18 protein-coding genes are annotated in these 16,993 nt (G+C 63.6%); 11 read left to right on the forward strand and 7 right to left on the reverse strand.

All coding sequences use genetic code 11. The features are described from left to right. Window positions 1–347: 347 nt before the first annotated feature. The 7 genes from ACMGT0_RS02595 to ACMGT0_RS02625 all read left to right on the forward strand — a co-directional run bounded on the left by ACMGT0_RS02595 (window position 348) and on the right by ACMGT0_RS02625 (window position 6,023). Complete coding sequence (locus ACMGT0_RS02595; RefSeq protein WP_054058013.1) at window positions 348–2,009, forward strand: OFA family MFS transporter; 1,662 nt, start codon at window positions 348–350, stop codon at window positions 2,007–2,009. A 135-nt stretch (window positions 2,010–2,144) separates the two neighbouring features. Then, window positions 2,145–2,738 (forward strand): imidazoleglycerol-phosphate dehydratase HisB, encoded by a 594-nt coding sequence (gene hisB / locus ACMGT0_RS02600; protein WP_017903926.1) that lies wholly within the window; start codon window positions 2,145–2,147, stop codon window positions 2,736–2,738. Then, window positions 2,738–3,376: an imidazole glycerol phosphate synthase subunit HisH gene (gene hisH, locus ACMGT0_RS02605; RefSeq protein ID WP_054058012.1), complete on the forward strand. Its 639-nt coding sequence runs from the start codon at window positions 2,738–2,740 to the stop codon at window positions 3,374–3,376. The genes hisB and hisH overlap by 1 nt, the downstream gene beginning before the upstream one ends. After that, on the forward strand, window positions 3,376–3,636 hold the full coding sequence (locus ACMGT0_RS02610; protein WP_054058011.1) for a DUF2164 domain-containing protein: 261 nt from the start codon (window positions 3,376–3,378) through the stop codon (window positions 3,634–3,636). Before hisH ends, ACMGT0_RS02610 begins: the two co-directional genes overlap by 1 nt. Window positions 3,637–3,677: 41 nt before the next feature. Continuing rightward, window positions 3,678–4,415, forward strand: coding sequence for a 1-(5-phosphoribosyl)-5-[(5-phosphoribosylamino)methylideneamino]imidazole-4-carboxamide isomerase (gene hisA, locus ACMGT0_RS02615; RefSeq protein WP_054058010.1), 738 nt, complete (start codon window positions 3,678–3,680; stop codon window positions 4,413–4,415). A gap of 9 nt (window positions 4,416–4,424) precedes the next feature. After that, window positions 4,425–5,195 (forward strand): imidazole glycerol phosphate synthase subunit HisF, encoded by a 771-nt coding sequence (gene hisF / locus ACMGT0_RS02620; RefSeq protein ID WP_054058009.1) that lies wholly within the window; start codon window positions 4,425–4,427, stop codon window positions 5,193–5,195. Between the two features lie 72 nt (window positions 5,196–5,267). After that, window positions 5,268–6,023, forward strand: coding sequence for a substrate-binding periplasmic protein (locus tag ACMGT0_RS02625; protein ID WP_273822654.1), 756 nt, complete (start codon window positions 5,268–5,270; stop codon window positions 6,021–6,023). Between the two features lie 204 nt (window positions 6,024–6,227). On the opposite strand, the gene ACMGT0_RS02630 is transcribed toward ACMGT0_RS02625, so the two are convergent. The 4 genes from ACMGT0_RS02630 to gpmI form a co-directional block, all read right to left on the reverse strand. Next, complete coding sequence (locus tag ACMGT0_RS02630; RefSeq protein WP_416771388.1) at window positions 6,228–7,007, reverse strand: divergent polysaccharide deacetylase family protein; 780 nt, start codon at window positions 7,005–7,007, stop codon at window positions 6,228–6,230. Window position 7,008: 1 nt separating this feature from the next. After that, window positions 7,009–8,331 carry a S41 family peptidase gene (locus ACMGT0_RS02635; RefSeq protein WP_054058006.1) on the reverse strand — a complete coding sequence of 441 codons (1,323 nt, stop codon included), beginning with the start codon at window positions 8,329–8,331 and terminating at the stop codon, window positions 7,009–7,011. Window positions 8,332–8,362: 31 nt separating this feature from the next. Next, window positions 8,363–9,658: a murein hydrolase activator EnvC family protein gene (locus ACMGT0_RS02640; protein ID WP_054058005.1), complete on the reverse strand. Its 1,296-nt coding sequence runs from the start codon at window positions 9,656–9,658 to the stop codon at window positions 8,363–8,365. Between the two features lie 139 nt (window positions 9,659–9,797). Then, complete coding sequence (gpmI, locus tag ACMGT0_RS02645) at window positions 9,798–11,333, reverse strand: 2,3-bisphosphoglycerate-independent phosphoglycerate mutase (RefSeq protein WP_054058004.1); 1,536 nt, start codon at window positions 11,331–11,333, stop codon at window positions 9,798–9,800. Between the two features lie 148 nt (window positions 11,334–11,481). Between gpmI and ACMGT0_RS02650 the strand changes: the two genes are divergently transcribed. Genes ACMGT0_RS02650 through secB form a run of 3 tightly spaced genes read left to right on the forward strand, consistent with a single transcriptional unit; the run spans window position 11,482 to window position 12,673 of the window. After that, the gene (locus ACMGT0_RS02650) at window positions 11,482–11,895 is read left to right on the forward strand and encodes a rhodanese-like domain-containing protein (RefSeq protein WP_054058003.1); all 414 of its coding nucleotides are present in this window, start codon (window positions 11,482–11,484) and stop codon (window positions 11,893–11,895) included. 1 nt (window position 11,896) lies between these two features. Continuing rightward, on the forward strand, window positions 11,897–12,151 hold the full coding sequence (grxC, locus tag ACMGT0_RS02655) for a glutaredoxin 3 (RefSeq protein WP_054058002.1): 255 nt from the start codon (window positions 11,897–11,899) through the stop codon (window positions 12,149–12,151). A 42-nt stretch (window positions 12,152–12,193) separates the two neighbouring features. Beyond that, entirely contained in the window at window positions 12,194–12,673 is a 480-nt protein-coding gene (secB, locus tag ACMGT0_RS02660) for a protein-export chaperone SecB (RefSeq protein ID WP_054058001.1), read from the forward strand. Window positions 12,674–12,751: 78 nt separating this feature from the next. On the opposite strand, the gene ACMGT0_RS02665 is transcribed toward secB, so the two are convergent. Continuing rightward, window positions 12,752–13,216, reverse strand: coding sequence for a tRNA (cytidine(34)-2'-O)-methyltransferase (locus tag ACMGT0_RS02665; protein WP_054058000.1), 465 nt, complete (start codon window positions 13,214–13,216; stop codon window positions 12,752–12,754). Between ACMGT0_RS02665 and ACMGT0_RS02670 the strand changes: the two genes are divergently transcribed. Continuing rightward, window positions 13,215–13,655 (forward strand): DUF2283 domain-containing protein, encoded by a 441-nt coding sequence (locus tag ACMGT0_RS02670; protein WP_054062057.1) that lies wholly within the window; start codon window positions 13,215–13,217, stop codon window positions 13,653–13,655. The two genes, ACMGT0_RS02665 and ACMGT0_RS02670, sit on opposite strands and share 2 nt — an antisense overlap. A 718-nt stretch (window positions 13,656–14,373) precedes the next feature. Here the strand turns inward: ACMGT0_RS02670 and ntrC are convergent. Both ntrC and glnL read right to left on the reverse strand, forming a co-directional pair. Continuing rightward, window positions 14,374–15,810 carry a nitrogen regulation protein NR(I) gene (ntrC, locus tag ACMGT0_RS02675; RefSeq protein ID WP_054057998.1) on the reverse strand — a complete coding sequence of 479 codons (1,437 nt, stop codon included), beginning with the start codon at window positions 15,808–15,810 and terminating at the stop codon, window positions 14,374–14,376. Continuing rightward, window positions 15,807–16,892, reverse strand: a complete 1,086-nt coding sequence (gene glnL / locus ACMGT0_RS02680) for a nitrogen regulation protein NR(II) (protein WP_054057997.1) — start codon at window positions 16,890–16,892, stop codon at window positions 15,807–15,809. The genes ntrC and glnL overlap by 4 nt, the downstream gene beginning before the upstream one ends. Window positions 16,893–16,993: the final 101 nt, after the last annotated feature.

The following is a 16,993-nucleotide window of genomic DNA, read 5'->3' on the forward strand; positions in this document are numbered from 1 at the left end:
AGTATAACGCTACGAGCATGCTCGGTTGGCGCTAGGTTGTTGACGATTGTGACTCGCCCGGAGCATCTGTGGGCGTCATCGCCAGCCCGCCCGCTCGCGCAAGGGGAGAGCAAAATCATTTCCCGCGGAGCGGAAGTGGCACTGCGGTGCAGTTTGATTGCAAAAGACGATATCAGTTTGCTTTATCTGTAACGCGCAAGTGGTAATCTCTCGCAGTTCGCCTGTCTTTCTGCGGCCTATTGTCGCGTTTCGGAGCTTCATTTCAATAAAACGACCACGCCTGCGTGCACGAAGGTTGGGAATGAGGTGTGTCCGGCGGACCACAATTCCAATGGGGGAAAACACCAATGAGCACTAGCATTACGGCGGGCAGCCTTGCCGCCGAGCCGGCGTTCCTGTCCAAGGAACGCATCATCGCCAAGCCCGGTTTCAACCGCTGGCTGGTTCCACCGGCCGCCCTGGCCATTCACCTGTGCATCGGCATGGCCTATGGCTTCTCGGTGTTCTGGCTGCCACTGTCCAAGGCCCTGGGCATCACCGCCCCGGTCACCTGTGGGGCGGATATCGGCTTTTTCGAGCAGGTGTTCTCGTCGCAATGCGACTGGCCGATCTCGATGCTCGGCTGGATCTACACCCTGTTCTTCATCTTCCTCGGCTGCTCGGCGGCGATCTGGGGTGGCTGGCTGGAGCACGCCGGGCCGCGCAAGGCCGGTGTGGTTTCGGCGCTGTGCTGGTGCGGCGGCCTGCTGATTTCCGCGCTGGGCATCCATACCCATCAGATCTGGCTGATGTGGCTCGGTTCGGGCGTGATCGGCGGTATCGGCCTGGGCCTGGGCTACATCTCGCCGGTCTCGACCCTGATCAAGTGGTTCCCGGACAAGCGTGGCATGGCTACCGGCATGGCGATCATGGGCTTCGGTGGTGGTGCGATGGTCGGTGCGCCGCTGGCGACCGCGCTGATGGGCCACTTCGCTTCGCCGACCAGTGTCGGCGTGTGGCAGAGCTTCGTCGCCATGGCGGCGATCTACTTCGTCTTCATGATCGGCGGTGCTCTGGCCTACCGCGTGCCGCCAACCGGCTGGAAGCCCGAGGGCTGGACCGCGCCGGCGAAGAAGACCAGCAACGCGATGATCACCAACCGCCACGTGCATGTGAACGTGGCCTGGAAAACCCCGCAGTTCCGCCTGGTGTGGCTGGTACTGTGCCTGAACGTTTCCGCCGGCATCGGCATCCTTGGCATGGCTTCGCCGCTGCTGCAGGAAGTGTTCGCCGGCAAGCTGCTGGGTAACGACCTGAGCTTCAGCCAGCTGGACGCCACGCAACTGGCGCAGATCGCCGCGATCGCCGCCGGCTTCACCGGTCTGCTGAGCCTGTTCAACATCGGTGGCCGGTTCTTCTGGGCCTCGTTCTCCGACTACATCGGCCGCAAGGCGACCTACTTCGTGTTCTTCGCTCTGGGCTTCGCGCTCTACGCCTCGGTACCGAGCCTCGGTCACCTGGGCAGCGTCGCGCTGTTCGTGGCGGCATTCTGCGTGGTCCTGTCGATGTACGGCGGCGGTTTCGCCACGGTGCCGGCCTACCTGGCGGACCTGTTCGGCACGCAGATGGTCGGTGCGATCCACGGTCGCCTGCTGACCGCCTGGGCCGCGGCTGGCGTGCTCGGTCCGGTGCTGGTGAACTACCTGCGCGAGTACCAGTTGAGCATCGGTGTACCGCGGGCTGCCGCCTACGACATCACCCTGTACATTCTCGCCGGCCTGCTGGTGCTGGGTTTCATCTGCAACCTGCTGGTGCGTCCGGTGGCCGACAAGTACTTCATGACCGACGCCGAACTGGCCGCCGAACAGGCGCTGGGTCATGACAAGGGCGCCGATGGCAGCACCGTGCTGGAGTGGAAAGCCGCACCGGGCAGCAAGCCCCTGGCGATTGCCGCCTGGCTGGTGGTGGGCATTCCGCTGGCCTGGGGTGTCTGGATCACCCTGCAAAAGACTGCCGTACTGTTCCACTAAGCGGTTGTCCTGACAGGTATAGCCCTGACGGTGCTGGTTTCAGCCCGTCAGGGAACTCACCTTCCATGTTTCTGTTTACCGTCCGCACGCCTATAATGATCACCTTTTTCGCCCAATGATTTTGCGGAGCTGGTGATGGCCGAACGTAAGGCGTCCGTCGAGCGCGACACCCTGGAAACCCAGATCAAAGCCTCGATCAACCTGGATGGCACCGGAAAGGCCCGATTCGATATCGGTGTGCCTTTTCTTGAACACATGCTCGACCAGATCGCCCGTCACGGGCTGATCGACCTGGATATCGAAAGCAAGGGCGACCTGCATATCGACGACCACCACACCGTGGAAGACGTCGGTATCACCCTCGGCCAGGCCTTCACCAAGGCCATCGGCGACAAGAAGGGCATCCGCCGCTACGGCCATGCCTATGTGCCGCTGGACGAAGCGCTGTCGCGCGTGGTCATCGATTTCTCCGGCCGTCCCGGCCTGCAGATGCACGTGCCGTTCACCCGCGCCACCGTGGGCGGTTTCGACGTCGACCTGTTCCAGGAGTTCTTCCAGGGCTTCGTCAACCACGCCAACGTCACCCTGCACATCGACAACCTGCGCGGGCACAACACCCATCACCAGATCGAAACCGTCTTCAAGGCCTTCGGCCGCGCCCTGCGCATGGCCGTCGAGCTGGATGACCGCATGGCCGGGCAGATGCCCTCCACCAAGGGCGTGCTCTGATGCAGACAGTGGCGGTTATCGATTACGGCATGGGCAACCTGCACTCGGTGGGCAAGGCCCTCGAGCACGTCGGTGCCGGCAAGGTGCTGATCACCAGCGACGCGGCGGTGATTCGCGAGGCGGACCGGGTGGTCTTCCCCGGCGTCGGCGCAATTCGCGACTGCATGGCGGAGATTCGTCGCCTGGGCTTCGACTCTCTGGTGCATGAAGTCAGCCAGGACCGGCCGTTCCTCGGCATCTGCGTAGGCATGCAGGCCTTGCTCGATCGCAGCGAGGAGAACGAGGGCGTCGATTGCATCGGCCTGTTCCCCGGCCAGGTGAAGTTCTTCGGCAAGGACCTGCAGGAAGACGGCGCGCACCTGAAGGTCCCGCACATGGGCTGGAACGAAGTGAAGCAGGCGGTGGATCACCCCCTGTGGCACAACATTCCGGACCTGGCACGGTTCTATTTCGTGCACAGCTACTACATCGCCGCCGGCAATCCGCGGCAGGTGGTGGGCAACGGTCACTACGGTGTCGATTTCGCCGCGGCGCTGGCCGATGGCTCGCGTTTCGCCGTGCAGTTCCACCCGGAGAAGAGCCACACCCATGGCCTGCAGTTGCTGCAGAACTTCGCTGCCTGGGACGGCCGTTGGTAATGGCCGCGAAGAAGGGCAAGCCGCCGTTGTTGACGCTGACTCCCGAACAGGAAAGCGAGGCTTGCCGCAAGATCAAGCGGTTCATGGAGGATCGCTTCGAGCTGGACCTGGGTTCGTTCGAGGCGGCTGAAGTCCTCGAACTGTTTACCCGCGAAATTGCTCCGCACTATTACAACAGGGCGATTTTCGATGTGCAGACGCACCTTAAGGAAAGGTTCGAGAGCATCGAAAGCGACCTGTGGGCGCTCGAGAAAAACTGATTTCCGAGTGAAGCTGAAAAAACGACTTTAAGGTTTGCCAGATGCTGATTATCCCCGCTATCGATCTCAAGGACGGTGCCTGCGTCCGTCTGCGCCAGGGCCGCATGGAAGATTCCACGGTGTTCTCCGATGACCCGGTGAGCATGGCTGCCAAGTGGGTGGAGGGCGGCTGCCGCCGTCTGCATCTGGTCGACCTGAACGGCGCCTTCGAAGGCCAGCCGGTCAATGGCGAGGTGGTTACCGCCATCGCCAGGCGCTACCCGCACCTGCCGATCCAGATCGGCGGTGGCATCCGCTCGCTGGAGACCATCGAGCACTACGTGAAGGCCGGTGTGAGCTACGTGATCATCGGCACCAAGGCGGTCAAGCAGCCCGAGTTCGTCGCCGAGGCCTGCCGTGCGTTCCCCGGCAAGGTGATCGTCGGCCTGGATGCCAAGGACGGCTTCGTTGCCACCGATGGCTGGGCGGAAGTCAGCTCGGTGCAGGTGATCGACCTGGCCAGGCGTTTCGAGGCTGACGGCGTGTCCGCGATCGTCTACACCGACATCGCCAAGGACGGCATGATGCAGGGCTGCAACGTGCCCTTCACCGCCGCCCTGGCCGCCGCCACCCGCATACCGGTGATCGCCTCCGGCGGTATCCACAACCTGGGCGACATCAAGACCCTGCTGGACGCCAAGGCCCCGGGCATCATCGGTGCGATCACCGGCCGGGCGATCTACGAAGGCACCCTGGATGTCGCCGAGGCGCAAGCCTTCTGCGATTCCTACACTGGCTGAGGACTGACCATGGCGCTGGCCAAACGCATCATCCCTTGCCTGGACGTCGACAACGGTCGCGTGGTCAAGGGCGTCAAGTTCGAGAACATCCGCGATGCCGGTGACCCGGTGGAAATCGCCCGTCGCTACGACGAGCAGGGCGCGGACGAGATCACCTTCCTCGATATCACCGCCAGCGTCGATGGCCGTGATACCACGCTGCATACCGTCGAGCGCATGGCCAGCCAGGTGTTCATCCCGCTGACCGTGGGCGGTGGCGTGCGTACCGTGCAGGACATCCGCAACCTGCTCAACGCCGGTGCCGACAAGGTGTCGATCAACACCGCGGCGGTGTTCAACCCCGAGTTCGTCGGCGAGGCGGCCGATCGCTTCGGCTCGCAGTGCATCGTCGTCGCCATCGACGCCAAGAAGGTTTCGCAGCCGGGCGAAACCCCGCGCTGGGAGATCTTCACCCACGGCGGGCGCAAGCCGACCGGGCTGGATGCGGTGGAGTGGGCGAAGAAGATGGAAGGCCTGGGGGCCGGTGAGATCCTGCTCACCAGCATGGACCAGGACGGCATGAAAAGCGGCTTCGACCTCGGCGTGACCCGTGCCATCAGCGATGCCCTGGGCATTCCGGTGATCGCCTCCGGCGGCGTCGGCAATCTCCAGCACCTGGCCGACGGTATCCTTGAAGGCCATGCCAGCGCCGTGCTGGCTGCGAGCATCTTCCACTTCGGCGAATACACCGTGCCCGAAGCCAAGGCCTATATGGCGCAACGCGGTATCGTGGTCCGCTGAATACAGGGATCACTGGACAGCATGGCGGGCCCGGGCCACTCTTGGGCACGCCATGGACTTCGGTAGTACAGCATGCTCAAACGTCTTCTACTGGCCGTCGCCGGCACCTCGCTGCTGCTGACAGGGCCCGCCTTCGCGCAGGAAAGCACCGATACTTCGCTGGTCCTGCTGACCGAGAACTTCCCGCCGTACAACATGGCGAAGAACGGCAAGAACTTCGCCCAGGACGAGAATATCGAAGGCATTGCCGTGGATATCGTCCGCGAGACCTTCAGGCGCGCCGATATCCGCTACAGCCTGACCCTGCGCTTTCCCTGGGAACGGATCTACAAGCTCGCCCTGGAGCAGCCCGGCTACGGGGTGTTCGTGATGGCGCGCCTGCCGGAGCGCGAGACCCTGTTCAAGTGGGTCGGGCCGATCGGCCCGGATGACTGGGTGATGCTCGCCCGCGCCGACAGCAAGCTGGCGCTGACGGCGCTGGCGCAGGCGCGCAAGTACAAGGTCGGTGCCTACAAGGGCGATGCCATTGCGCAAACCCTGGCGCGCCAGGGGCTGGAGCCGGTACTGGTGCTGCGCGACCAGGACAATGCCCGGAAACTGGTGGACGGGCAGATCGACCTCTGGGCCACCGGCGACCCGGCAGGACGCTTCCTGGCGCGTCAGGAAGGGGTGACGGGGCTCAAGACCGTGTTGCGTTTCAACAGCGCCGAACTGTACCTGGCGCTGAACAGGGAGGTGCCGGACGAGGTGGTCGCCAGGCTGCAGGCGGCGCTGGATCAGTTGCGCAAGGAAGGCAAGATCGACGAGATCATGGCCCGCTACCTGTAGAGCGCGTTATCGTTCTTCGCGGATAAATCCTGCCCCACAGAGGCAGTGTGGGCACAAGTCCCGGGTATGACACGCACTGTAGGAGCAAGGCTTGCCTGCGAAGAGGCCAGTGCGGCCACTGAAAGCTTCGCGGGCAAGCCCGGCTCCTACAGTCCTGCGGCGACCACATTGTATAGGGTTTGTCCGCGAGAGGTCGCCGGATAACTAGCGGTAGACCCCATTCCTGCCATGCCCCGAAGTGGCCTGGTTGCCCCGCAGGGCAATCATCGAGCGGATGTCGATCCACTCCACGCCCTGCTCCTTGAGCCTGGGCAATTCACGCTCCAGCACCGCCAGCGTCTGCGGATACGGATGGCCGATCACCACCGCGCTACCCTGCTTGTGCGCCAGCCTGATCGCGGTCTGCAACTGCGCGGTGATCGCCGGCTCGGTGCGTTCGTTATCCAGGAACACATCCCGCGATACGCTCGCCAGGCCGATCTTCTGCGCTTCGGAGGCGGCAACCGTCCTGGCGCTGGTGCGGCTGTCGACGAAGAATTTGTTGCGCCGCTGCAGCTCGCCCATCAGCCAGGCCATGGCGACCGGTTCGGCAGTCATGCGGCTGCCCTCGTGGTTGTTGATGCCGCTGGTGTAGGGCACGGCCAGGAACGCCGCTGCCAGGCGTTTCTGCAGTTCTTCCAGAGGCAGCTCGGGATGCCAGGCGAATGGTCCGGTGGCCGGGTCCATGGGCATGTGCAGCATGACGACCTTGCCGGCCTGGTGCGCCTCACGGGCCAGCTCGGCGGCGTGGGGCGTGTCGGGCATGATCGACGGGGTGATCGGGCCGGGCAGGGCCAGCACGCGACGATCCCGGGGCAGGTTCTGCCCCAGGTCATCGATGATCACGGTCAGGTAGGCTTTCGCCGGGGTTGGCGTTTCGGTCGGCGTTGCCTGGGCAACGCCGATCAGGCAGCCGAACAGCGCCAGCAGGGTCCAGCGCCGCATCTCAGTTGCCGCGCGTGACGCTCAGGCCCTTGAGCAGGCTCAGCGCCTGGCTCAGCTGGTAGTCGTCGTCCTGCAGGCGGGCCTTGCCCTTGGCCGACTTGACGCTCGGCCGGTCGGCACCGCCGTTGCCGTTGCCCAGGTGACCCTGCAGGTCGGCTTCCTTGAAGGTTTCGTCGTCCTGGGCACCGGTGACCTTGGCCTGGCGGACCTCGATGTCCGGGATGATGCCCTGGGCCTGGATCGAGCGGCCGTTCGGGGTGAAGTACAGCGCGGTGGTGAGTTTCAGCGCGCGGTCGTTGCTCAGCGGCAGCACGGTCTGTACCGAGCCCTTGCCGAAGCTGGTGGTCCCCATCAGCACCGCACGCTTCTGGTCCTGCAGCGCGCCGGCGACGATTTCCGAAGCCGAGGCGCTGCCGCCGTTGATCAGCACCACCATCGGCGAGGCGTCGCTCTCGTCGTGGCCGGTGGCCGAGAAGCGCAACTCGGAGTTGGCGATGCGGCCCTTGGTGTAGACGATCAGGCCCTTAGTGATGAAGTGGTCGACCACTTCCACTGCCGCCTGCAGGACGCCGCCGGGGTTGTTGCGCAGGTCGAGGACGATACCGTTGAGCTTCTTGTTGCCGTTCTCCTTGCGCAGCGTGGCCAGGGCCTTGGACACCTCTTCACCGGTCTTGACCTGGAACTGGGTGATGCGGATGTAGCCGTAGCCGTTCTCCAGCATCTGGCTGCGCACGCTCTTGGTGCGGATGATGGCCCGGGTCAGGGTCACGTCGAACGGCGTGCCGCCGTTGCGCACCAGGGTCAGGGTGATCTTCTGGCCGACCTTGCCGCGCATCTTGTCGACGGCTTCGGTCATGGTCTGGCCGCGGGTCGGCTGGCCGTTGATCTTGACGATCAGGTCACCGGCCTCGATACCGGCCTTGGACGCCGGGGTATCGTCGATCGGCGAGACCACCTTGACGAAGTTGTCTTCCATGCCGACCTCGATACCCAGGCCGCCGAATTCGCCGCTGGTGTCTTCCTGCAACTGGGCGAAGTCTTCCGGGCCCAGGTAGGCGGAGTGCGGGTCAAGGTTGCTGAGCATGCCCTTGATGGCGTTTTCCAGCAGGGTCTTGTCGTCCACCGGCTCGACATAGGCGGCCTTGATCCGGTCCATGACCTCGGCGAAGGTGCGCAGCTCGTCGAGCGGCAGCGGGGCCTTGGCGGTGACGACAGGAGCGGCCGCCGGAGCGGGCTGGGCAGGTTGCGCAGCGAACGCGTGGGGCGCGCCGATCACGAGGGCGATCGTCAGGGCCAGCGAGGTGAGGCGGGACAAATGCAGCATGTCGAACGAACTCCTAAATAAGGTACGGCGCCTATCCTTGCGCGCGACACCATTGGGCCGGATCACTCGGGTGACCCTGCTGACGTATAGCGAAATACAACGCCGGTGCCTCCTGACCGCCACTGTTGCCTACAGTAGAGATCGACTCACCGGCTTTTACCACATCCCCCGCCGATTTAAGCAGGGTCTGGTTGTGGCCATACAAACTCAGGTAGCCGTTGCCATGATCCAGGATCACCAGCAAACCGGCACCGCGCAGCCAGTCGGCGAACACCACGCGCCCCCCATGCACGGCATGCACCTGGCTGCCGGCGGCGGCACCGATCATCACGCCGTCCCACTTGCTACGGGCGTCATCACCGCGGGTTTCTCCGAAGCGTGCCAACAATCGACCATCAACTGGCCATGGAAGTTTGCCGCGGGCTGCAGCAAAAGGGCCGCCGAAGGATTCTCCGGCGCTGGAAACCAGTGGGCCGGGCGTTGAGCGCGGCGGTTTTCGCGGGCTGTCGTCATCACGATCGGCCAGGGCCTGGGCCTCACGCTGACGCTTTTTTTCCGCTTCCTGCTGGGCGAGCAGCGCTTTCTGGCGCGCTTCCTCCGCCTCACGGGCCTGGCGTGCCAGGGTTTCCTCGATGGTCTTGAGCACTTTCGACAGGTCGGCCTGGTCCTGTTCGCGGGCGGCGAGCTTCTGGTCGCGGTCCTTCACATCCTGGTTGAGCTTGGCCAGGGCGGCCTGGCGTTCCTGGCGGACTTTCTCCAGCTCTTCACGCTGGCTGTCGAGGTTGCCTTTCTGCACCAGCAGTTGTGCCTGCTGCAGGTTGATGTCCTTTTCGACATTGGCCAGCTGGCGCAGGGTTTCGTTGAAGTTCTTCAACTGCTCCAGGCGCGCCTGGCTCAGGTAGTCGTAGTAGGTGAGGGTGCGGGCGAATTTTTCCGGATTCTGCTGGTTGAGCAGCAGCTTGATGTATTCCTGGCGGCCGCTCTGGTAGGCGGCGCGGGCCTGGATGGCGATCAGGTGTTGCTGTTCAGTGCGCGCGCTCTGGAGTTTTTTTTTCTCCCCGTCGAGCCGCTGCAGTTCGCTCTCGCTCTTCTTCAGCTCTTTCTGCAGGGCTTCGACCTGCTTTTCCAGCTTGCCCATCTCGGTTTCGGTGCCGCGCAGGTCTTTCTGCACGCCGGACTTTTCTTCCTGCAGCTTGCCCAGCAGCTTCTTCAGCTCGGCAATGTCCTGGCGCGTGGCCTCCAACTGCTGTTGGGTTTGCGCGCGCTCGTCGGCGAAGGCCGGTTGGAACAGGCAGATCAGGGCTAGGGCGATAAGGGCGCGAAGCATGGGGCGGGCAGCACCTGGAAACGGGACGGCCTAGTATGCCCGCCATACGTTGTAAAAAAAACGTCCAAAAGCGGTTGCTTTCAGGCGTTTCCGATAAAGAGGTAGGCCGACAGCACGCTGTCGGCCGGATTTTCAGCTTTTAACGGTCCGTCAGGATCGAAGTACCGGTCATTTCCGCGGGCTGTTTCAGGCCCAGCAGCTTGAGCATGGTCGGCGCCACGTCCGCCAGCACGCCGCCTTCACGGACCTTCAGGTCGCGCTTTCCGTAGTAGATGAACGGCACCGGCTCGGTGGTGTGGGCGGTGTGGGCCTGGCCGGTGCACTCGTCTTCCATCTGCTCGACGTTGCCGTGGTCGGCGGTGATCAGCGCTTCGCCGCCGACCTTTTCCAGGGCGTCGACGATCCGTCCTACACACAAATCCAGGCATTCCACGGCCTTGACGGCTGCCTCGAACACGCCGCTGTGGCCGACCATGTCGCCGTTGGCGTAGTTGACCACGATCACGTCATAACGCAGGTTTTCGATGGCCTCGACGATGCGGTCGGTGACTTCCGGCGCGCTCATCTCCGGTTGCAGGTCGTAGGTGGCGACTTTCGGCGACGGGATCAGGATGCGTTCCTCGCCCGGGAACGGCTCTTCGCGGCCGCCGGAGAAGAAGAAGGTCACGTGGGCGTATTTTTCGGTCTCGGCGATACGCAGCTGGGTCTTGCCGTTTTTCGCCAGGTAGTCGCCCAGCACGTTTTCCAGGCTGCCCGGCGCGAAGGCCGATGGCGCGGGAATGCTGGCGGCGTACTGGGTGAGCATGATGAAGCCGGCCAGCTTGGGCTGACGGGCGCGCTCGAAGTCCTTGAAGTCGTCCTCGACGAACACCCGGGTCAGCTCGCGGGCGCGGTCGGCGCGGAAATTCATGAACACCACGGCGTCGCCGTCCTCGACCTTGACCGGCTCGCCGATGCGGGTGGCCTTGACGAATTCGTCGCTTTCACCGCGCTCGTAGGCGGCCTGCAGGCCTTCCTGGGCGGTGGCGGCGTGGAATTCGGCCTGGCCGTCGACGATCAGGTTGTAGGCCTGGGCCACGCGGTCCCAGCGGTTGTCGCGGTCCATGGCGAAGTAACGGCCGATCAGGCTGGCGATACGGCCCTTGCCCAGGGTGCGGAAGGTTTCATCCAGCAGCTCGATGGACGACTCGGCGCTCTTGGGCGGCGTGTCGCGGCCGTCGAGGAAGGCGTGCAGGTAGATCTTCCGCGCGCCGCGCTTGAAGGCCAGCTCGGCCATGGCGACCAGATGGTCCTGGTGGCTGTGCACGCCGCCGTCGGACAGCAGGCCGAGGATATGCACAGCCTTGTCGGCGGCCACGGCCTGGTCCACGGCCTTGCAGATGGTCGGGTTCTCGAAGAACTCGCCGTCGCGGATCGCCTTGGTGACGCGGGTGAAATCCTGGTACACCACCCGGCCGGCGCCGAGGTTCATGTGGCCGACTTCCGAGTTGCCCATCTGTCCGTCCGGCAGGCCGACATCCATGCCCGAGCCCGAGATCAGGCCATGGGGCATGCTGGCGGTGAGGCGGTCGAGCACCGGTTTCTTCGCCGAGTAGACGGCGTTGTAGTCCTGGCGCTCGCTGTGACCGAAGCCATCCAGGATGATCAGGACCAAAGGTTTAGGCGTGGCAGTCATAGATCCCACTCGCGGCTGGATTGAAAGAACATGGAAAAAAGAGTCGCAGTTTAAAGGCAAGTTCAAACGCAGTCACCGCCAGGCGGGGTTTGGCCCACCTTGACGGCTGTGTATACTGGCCGACATTTTAACGCCCTGGAACCTCCTGATGGTCGATCATCTGATTGCATTTGCCACTAACCACTACCTGCTGACCGGTGCCTTCGTCCTGCTGCTGGCCCTGCTGATCGCCCATGAGATGAGCCGCGGTGGCGCCAGCCTGAGCACGGCGCAATTGACTGCGCTGGTCAACAAGGACCAGGCCGTGGTGATCGACCTGCGCCCGAGCAAGGAGTTTGCCGCCGGGCATATCGTCGGCGCGCTGAACATTCCCCAGGACAAGCTGATGGCCCGTATCGGCGAGCTGGAAAAACACAAGGCCAAGACCCTGATTCTGGTCGACGCCCAGGGCCAGCATTCCGGGACCCACGCCCGTGAACTGCTCAAGTCCGGTTTCACCGCGGCCAAGCTGTCCGGCGGCATTTCCAGCTGGAAAGCCGACAACCTGCCATTGGTGAAGTGACATGAGCCAGGTTGTCGTCTACTCCAGCGATTATTGCCCTTACTGCTCGCGCGCCAAGCAACTGCTGGCGAGCAAGCAGGTTGCCTTCGAAGAGATCAAGGTCGATGGCAAGCCACAGGTGCGTGCCGAGATGGCGGACAAGGCCGGGCGTACGTCCGTGCCGCAGATCTGGATCGGCAGCCGGCACATCGGTGGCTGCGATGACCTGTACGCCCTCGAGCGCGCCGGTAAACTCGACGCATTGCTCAACGCCTGATTCCGAAACCCTTAAAGACCTGAAGATCAAGAAGGATCTGCCATGACTGACCAACAGAACACTGCTGCCGACGAAGAAAGCCAACCGCAATTCTCCCTGCAGCGCATCTACGTGCGTGACCTGTCCTTCGAAGCTCCGAAAAGCCCGGCGATCTTCCGCCAGCAGTGGGAGCCGAGCGTCGGCCTGGATCTGAACACCCGCCAGAAAGCCCTGGAGGCCGACTTCCACGAAGTGGTGCTGACCCTGTCGGTTACCGTCAAGAATGGTGAAGAGGTTGCCTTCATTGCCGAAGTTCAGCAGGCAGGTATCTTCCTGATCAAGAACCTCGACGCGGCTTCCCTGAGCCACACCCTGGGCGCGTTCTGCCCGAACATCCTGTTCCCGTACGCGCGTGAAGCGCTGGACAGCCTGGTGACCCGTGGTTCGTTCCCGGCGCTGATGCTGGCTCCGGTGAACTTCGATGCGCTGTACGCGCAGGAACTGCAGCGCCTGCAGCAGGAAGGTTCGCCGACCGTCCAGTAAGGACGTGGCCCTTGTGGGGCCTTTGCCGGTTCCCACAAAAAAAGCGCCTTTGCGGCGCTTTTTTTGTGCGACCAAGGTTCACACGGACCCGGCAAAACCCAATTGGCGCCAGCCCTCGTAGACCGCCACCGCCACGGTGTTGGACAGGTTCAGGCTGCGGCAGCCTTCGCGCATCGGCAGGCGCAGGCGTTGTTCGCCTGGCAGGCTGTCGAGCACTTCGGCGGGCAGGCCACGGCTTTCCGGGCCGAAAATAAAGGCGTCGCCCTCGGCGAAGCGGGTATCGTGGAACGGCCGCGAGCCTTTGGTGGTAAAGGCGAACAGTCGCGGATTGCCCAGGCTTTCCAGGCAACTGGCCAGGTCCGGGTGGACCTTGAGCGTGGCGTATTCGTGGTAGTCCAGGCCGGCGCGCCGCAGGCGCTTGTCATCCAGTTCGAAGCCGATGGGCTCGATCAGATGCAGATGGCAGCCACTGTTGGCGCACAGCCTGATAACGTTGCCGGTATTCGGCGGAATTTCTGGTTGGAAAAGGATGACGTGAAACATGCACGGCTCCGCAGATGAAGATGGGCAGCATTCTACCCCCGAAGAGGACCCGCGGCCGAAGCTAATGCTGCGGGTGATGGGCGCCCTGGCGATTTTCGGGGTGATGGTGGGGTTGATGATCGGTCGCCTGACCAACCCCGAACCGGCGCAGTTGCAGCAGGTCGACGCGGCGGACGATGCGCTGGTGGTGTGGTTCTCCAGCGAACCGAAGGTGCATGGCGAGCAGGTGGATGGCACCGTGGCGCTGCTGTTCGATGCCGAGGGCAAGGCCCAGGGTGGTCGCCTCAAGGTTGCCGGCAAGGACGCCAACTGGCGCTTGCGCCTGACTGACAAGGGGGTGTTGCTGACCCTGGTGGCCGCACGGCCCTTGCAGGGTGAGTGGGCCGGGGCGAAGGTCGATGGGCGCTGGAGACTGTCGATCAGTCTCCGCGAGGAATAAAAGAGGGAATCTCCGGCCTGCCTGTACCAAAGCTCCCTGAACGGTTCGGGGCCCGTCGCCTTGAGCGGGGCGAGTCCCGGCGGTTAAAGAGGGAATCCCTGGCCTGCCTGTACCAGGGCTCCCGAAACGGTTGGGGCTCGTCGCTACCAGCGGTATGAGCCCCGGATGTAAAGGGGGGAGTCTCGGCCTGCCTGTACCGAGGTCCCCGAAACAGCTGGGATTTGCCCACTCTGGGAGGAGCGGATCCCGGGTCAAAGATGGAGATTCCCGGCCTGCCTGTACCGGGGTCTCCAAAACTTGTGGGACCCGTCGCTCTGAGCGGTATGAGTCCCGCATGTAAAGAAGGGGATTCCCCGGCCTGCCTGTACCAAGGTCCCCAAAACTGGGTAGTACAGGGGTTATTGCAGAGGGCGTGCCAGCTTTGGAAAAATGCTTCAAGTTGTGTGCGAAATTTTTCTGAAGTGGCTGGAGGCCCCGAAATCCGGGACTTCTTCCGAAAAAATGTGCGCTGGGCTGGAGAGCGGGCGGTTCTGAAAGCTGCCCGATGGCGGGTCAGGGTGCATTCTCATGGTGCGTCGGGGAGGGCATGGCCGCCAGCAGGCTCTGTGGGAGCGGGCTTGTCCGCGAATAGGCCCGCAAGCCTTGCCCTGTTCTTCACAGCCAGTAAAAAGCCCCCAGCAGCGAGACTGCAGGGGGCTTTTGTTCGACGCGAGGGGGATCAGGCTTCTTCGCTGTCCTCGTCATCCCCACCATCGACCTTCATGCCCAGCTCCTTGATCTTGCGGGTCAAGGTGTTGCGGCCCCAGCCCAGCAGCACGGCGGCGTCGCGGCGGCGGCCGGCGGTGTGCTTGAGTGCGGTCTCGATCATGATCCGCTCGAAGCTCGGCACGGCGCTGTCGAGCAGGCTCGACTGGCCCCGGGCGAGCGCCTGGTCGGCCCACTGGCGCAGGGCCTGCTCCCAGTTGGTGACGGGTGCCGAGTCCTGCGGCAGGTTCAGCAGCTCCGGCGGCAGGTCGCTGATATGCACCTCGCGCCCGGACGCCATGACGGTGATCCAGCGGCAGGTGTTCTCCAGTTGGCGCACGTTGCCGGGCCAGGGCAGGTTCTTCAGGTATTCCTCGGTTTCCGGCTTCAGCAGCTTGGGTTCCACCGACAGTTCCTGCGCCGCCCGGCCGAGGAAGTGCTTGGCCAGGGTCGGAATATCCTCGCGACGATCCGAGAGCCGCGGGATATGGATACGAATCACGTTCAGGCGATGGAACAGGTCTTCGCGGAATTTGCCGGCGTGCACCAGGGTTTCCAGGTTCTGGTGGGTCGCGGCGATGATTCGCACATCGACCTTGACCGGGGTATGGCCACCGACCCGGTAGAATTCGCCGTCGGCCAGCACCCGCAGCAGCCGGGTCTGGGTGTCCGCCGGCATGTCGCCGATCTCGTCGAGGAACAGCGTGCCGCCATCGGCCTGTTCGAAGCGTCCGCGGCGCAGGTTGGCCGCGCCGGTGAAGGCGCCTTTCTCGTGGCCGAACAGTTCCGACTCCATCAGGTCCTTGGGGATCGCCGCCATGTTCAGCGCGATGAACGGCGAGGCGGCCCGTGGACTGTGACGGTGCAGGGCGTGGGCGACCAGCTCCTTGCCGGTACCGGATTCGCCGTTGATCAGCACGGTGATGTTCGAGTGGCTGAGGCGCCCGATCGCACGGAATACCTCTTGCATCGCCGGTGCTTCACCGATGATTTCCGGGGTGCGGGTCAGGGTCGGCGGCGCATCCAGGCCCTGTTGTTCCTGGGCGTGCTGGTTGGCGCGCTTGACCAGCGAGACGGCCTCGTCGACGTCGAACGGCTTGGGCAGGTACTCGAAGGCCCCGCCCTGGTACGAGGCGACTGCGCTGTCCAGGTCCGAGTGGGCGGTCATGATGATCACCGGCAGGCGTGGGTGCTGCTCGCGGATCCGGGCGAGCAGGTCCAGGCCGCTGGCGCCGGGCATGCGGATGTCGGAGATGATCACGTCCGGCTGCTGACGGGCCAGGCGGCTCATGACGCCATCGGCACTGTCGAAGCTCTGGGTGGTCATGCCTTCCTGTTGCAGGGCTTTTTCCAGGACCCAACGGATAGAACGGTCGTCATCGACGATCCACACGGTTTCACTACGGCTCATGTCGATGTGGCTCCTTGTTCCAGGGGCAGGAAGATCGAGAACGTGGTATGGCCGGGATGGCTGTCGCACTCGATCAGGCCCTGATGCTGGCTGATGATGTTCTGGGTAATGGCCAGGCCCAGCCCGGTACCGTCGGGGCGACCGCTGACCATTGGATAGAAGATGGTTTCCTGAAGTTCGGCAGGAATGCCCGGGCCGTTGTCGATGATCTCGATCTTGGTCACCAGGCGGTGGCGAATGTGGCCGATGGTGAACTGGCGAATGGCCCGGGTACGCAGACTGATGCGGCCCAGGCGCAACTCGTTCTGGCTGCTGATGGCCTGCATGGCGTTGCGTACGATGTTGAGCACGGCCTGGATCATCTGTTCGCGATCGATCAGCAGGTCGGGGATGCTCGGGTCGTAGTCGCGCACCAGAGTGATGCAGCCCTGGCTCTCGGCTTCCACCAGGCTGGAGACCCGCTCCAGCACTTCGTGGACGTTGGTCATGGCCAGCGAGGGCAGCTTGTTCGAGCCAAGCATGCGATCCACCAGGTTTCGCAGGCGATCGGCCTCCTCGATGATGACGTTGGTGTAGTCCTTGAGGCTTTCCTCCGGCAGTTCGCGGGCCAGCAACTGGGCGGCGCCGCGGATCCCGCCGAGGGGGTTCTTGATTTCGTGGGCGAGGCCGCGCACCAGCATCTTGGTGGTTTCCTGCTTGGACAGCTGGGCCTCTTCCTTGGTGATGCGCAGCAGCCGGTCGCGGGGGTGGACCTCCAGCAGCAGCAGGGTTTCGCCCTGGCTGAGGATCGGCGTCACGGCGTAGTCGACGGTCAGGGTCTGGCCGGTCAGGGCGGTCAGCATGGCTTCGCGCTTGGTGAACGGATGCGCCTGCTCGACCGCCTGGCGCAGGGAGTTCAAGGCCTCGGTCGACTCGGTGAACAGCTCGCTGATGAACTGACCGTGGCTGCGCTGGCCGCTGATGGCGAGCAACATTTCGGCCGCGGGGTTCATGTACTCAAGGCGCAGTTCAGCGTTGAGCAGGATGGTCGCGGTGGTCAGGTTGTCGAGTAACAGTCTGTGCAGGGCATCGCTGATGGTCATGGGGACCTCTTTTGGAGCATGTCAAACGGGAGTGGTCCCGTTTGTGCGCGAACAAGGCGCCGATATGGGGAAAATGCAAAAACCAAACCAAGGCTCCGAAA

It is taken from the genome of Pseudomonas sp. RHF3.3-3, from assembly GCF_048069595.1.
In the GTDB taxonomy this organism is placed as follows: domain Bacteria; phylum Pseudomonadota; class Gammaproteobacteria; order Pseudomonadales; family Pseudomonadaceae; genus Aquipseudomonas; species Aquipseudomonas fuscovaginae_B.

Coding starts and splice junctions, on each gene's coding strand:
- ACMGT0_RS02630 (WP_416771388.1), bottom strand. CDS start 7,007: ATGCGGCGCTGGACCCTGCTGGCGCTGTTCGGCTGCCTGATCGGCGTT.
- hisF (WP_054058009.1), top strand. CDS start 4,425: ATGGCGCTGGCCAAACGCATCATCCCTTGCCTGGACGTCGACAACGGT.
- hisH (WP_054058012.1), top strand. CDS start 2,738: ATGCAGACAGTGGCGGTTATCGATTACGGCATGGGCAACCTGCACTCG.
- ACMGT0_RS02640 (WP_054058005.1), bottom strand. CDS start 9,658: ATGCTTCGCGCCCTTATCGCCCTAGCCCTGATCTGCCTGTTCCAACCG.
- ACMGT0_RS02635 (WP_054058006.1), bottom strand. CDS start 8,331: ATGCTGCATTTGTCCCGCCTCACCTCGCTGGCCCTGACGATCGCCCTC.
- gpmI (WP_054058004.1), bottom strand. CDS start 11,333: ATGACTGCCACGCCTAAACCTTTGGTCCTGATCATCCTGGATGGCTTC.
- hisA (WP_054058010.1), top strand. CDS start 3,678: ATGCTGATTATCCCCGCTATCGATCTCAAGGACGGTGCCTGCGTCCGT.
- hisB (WP_017903926.1), top strand. CDS start 2,145: ATGGCCGAACGTAAGGCGTCCGTCGAGCGCGACACCCTGGAAACCCAG.
- ntrC (WP_054057998.1), bottom strand. CDS start 15,810: ATGAGCCGTAGTGAAACCGTGTGGATCGTCGATGACGACCGTTCTATC.
- ACMGT0_RS02665 (WP_054058000.1), bottom strand. CDS start 13,216: ATGTTTCACGTCATCCTTTTCCAACCAGAAATTCCGCCGAATACCGGC.
- glnL (WP_054057997.1), bottom strand. CDS start 16,892: ATGACCATCAGCGATGCCCTGCACAGACTGTTACTCGACAACCTGACC.
- ACMGT0_RS02650 (WP_054058003.1), top strand. CDS start 11,482: ATGGTCGATCATCTGATTGCATTTGCCACTAACCACTACCTGCTGACC.
- ACMGT0_RS02625 (WP_273822654.1), top strand. CDS start 5,268: ATGCTCAAACGTCTTCTACTGGCCGTCGCCGGCACCTCGCTGCTGCTG.
- secB (WP_054058001.1), top strand. CDS start 12,194: ATGACTGACCAACAGAACACTGCTGCCGACGAAGAAAGCCAACCGCAA.
- grxC (WP_054058002.1), top strand. CDS start 11,897: ATGAGCCAGGTTGTCGTCTACTCCAGCGATTATTGCCCTTACTGCTCG.
- ACMGT0_RS02670 (WP_054062057.1), top strand. CDS start 13,215: ATGCACGGCTCCGCAGATGAAGATGGGCAGCATTCTACCCCCGAAGAG.
- ACMGT0_RS02610 (WP_054058011.1), top strand. CDS start 3,376: ATGGCCGCGAAGAAGGGCAAGCCGCCGTTGTTGACGCTGACTCCCGAA.
- ACMGT0_RS02595 (WP_054058013.1), top strand. CDS start 348: ATGAGCACTAGCATTACGGCGGGCAGCCTTGCCGCCGAGCCGGCGTTC.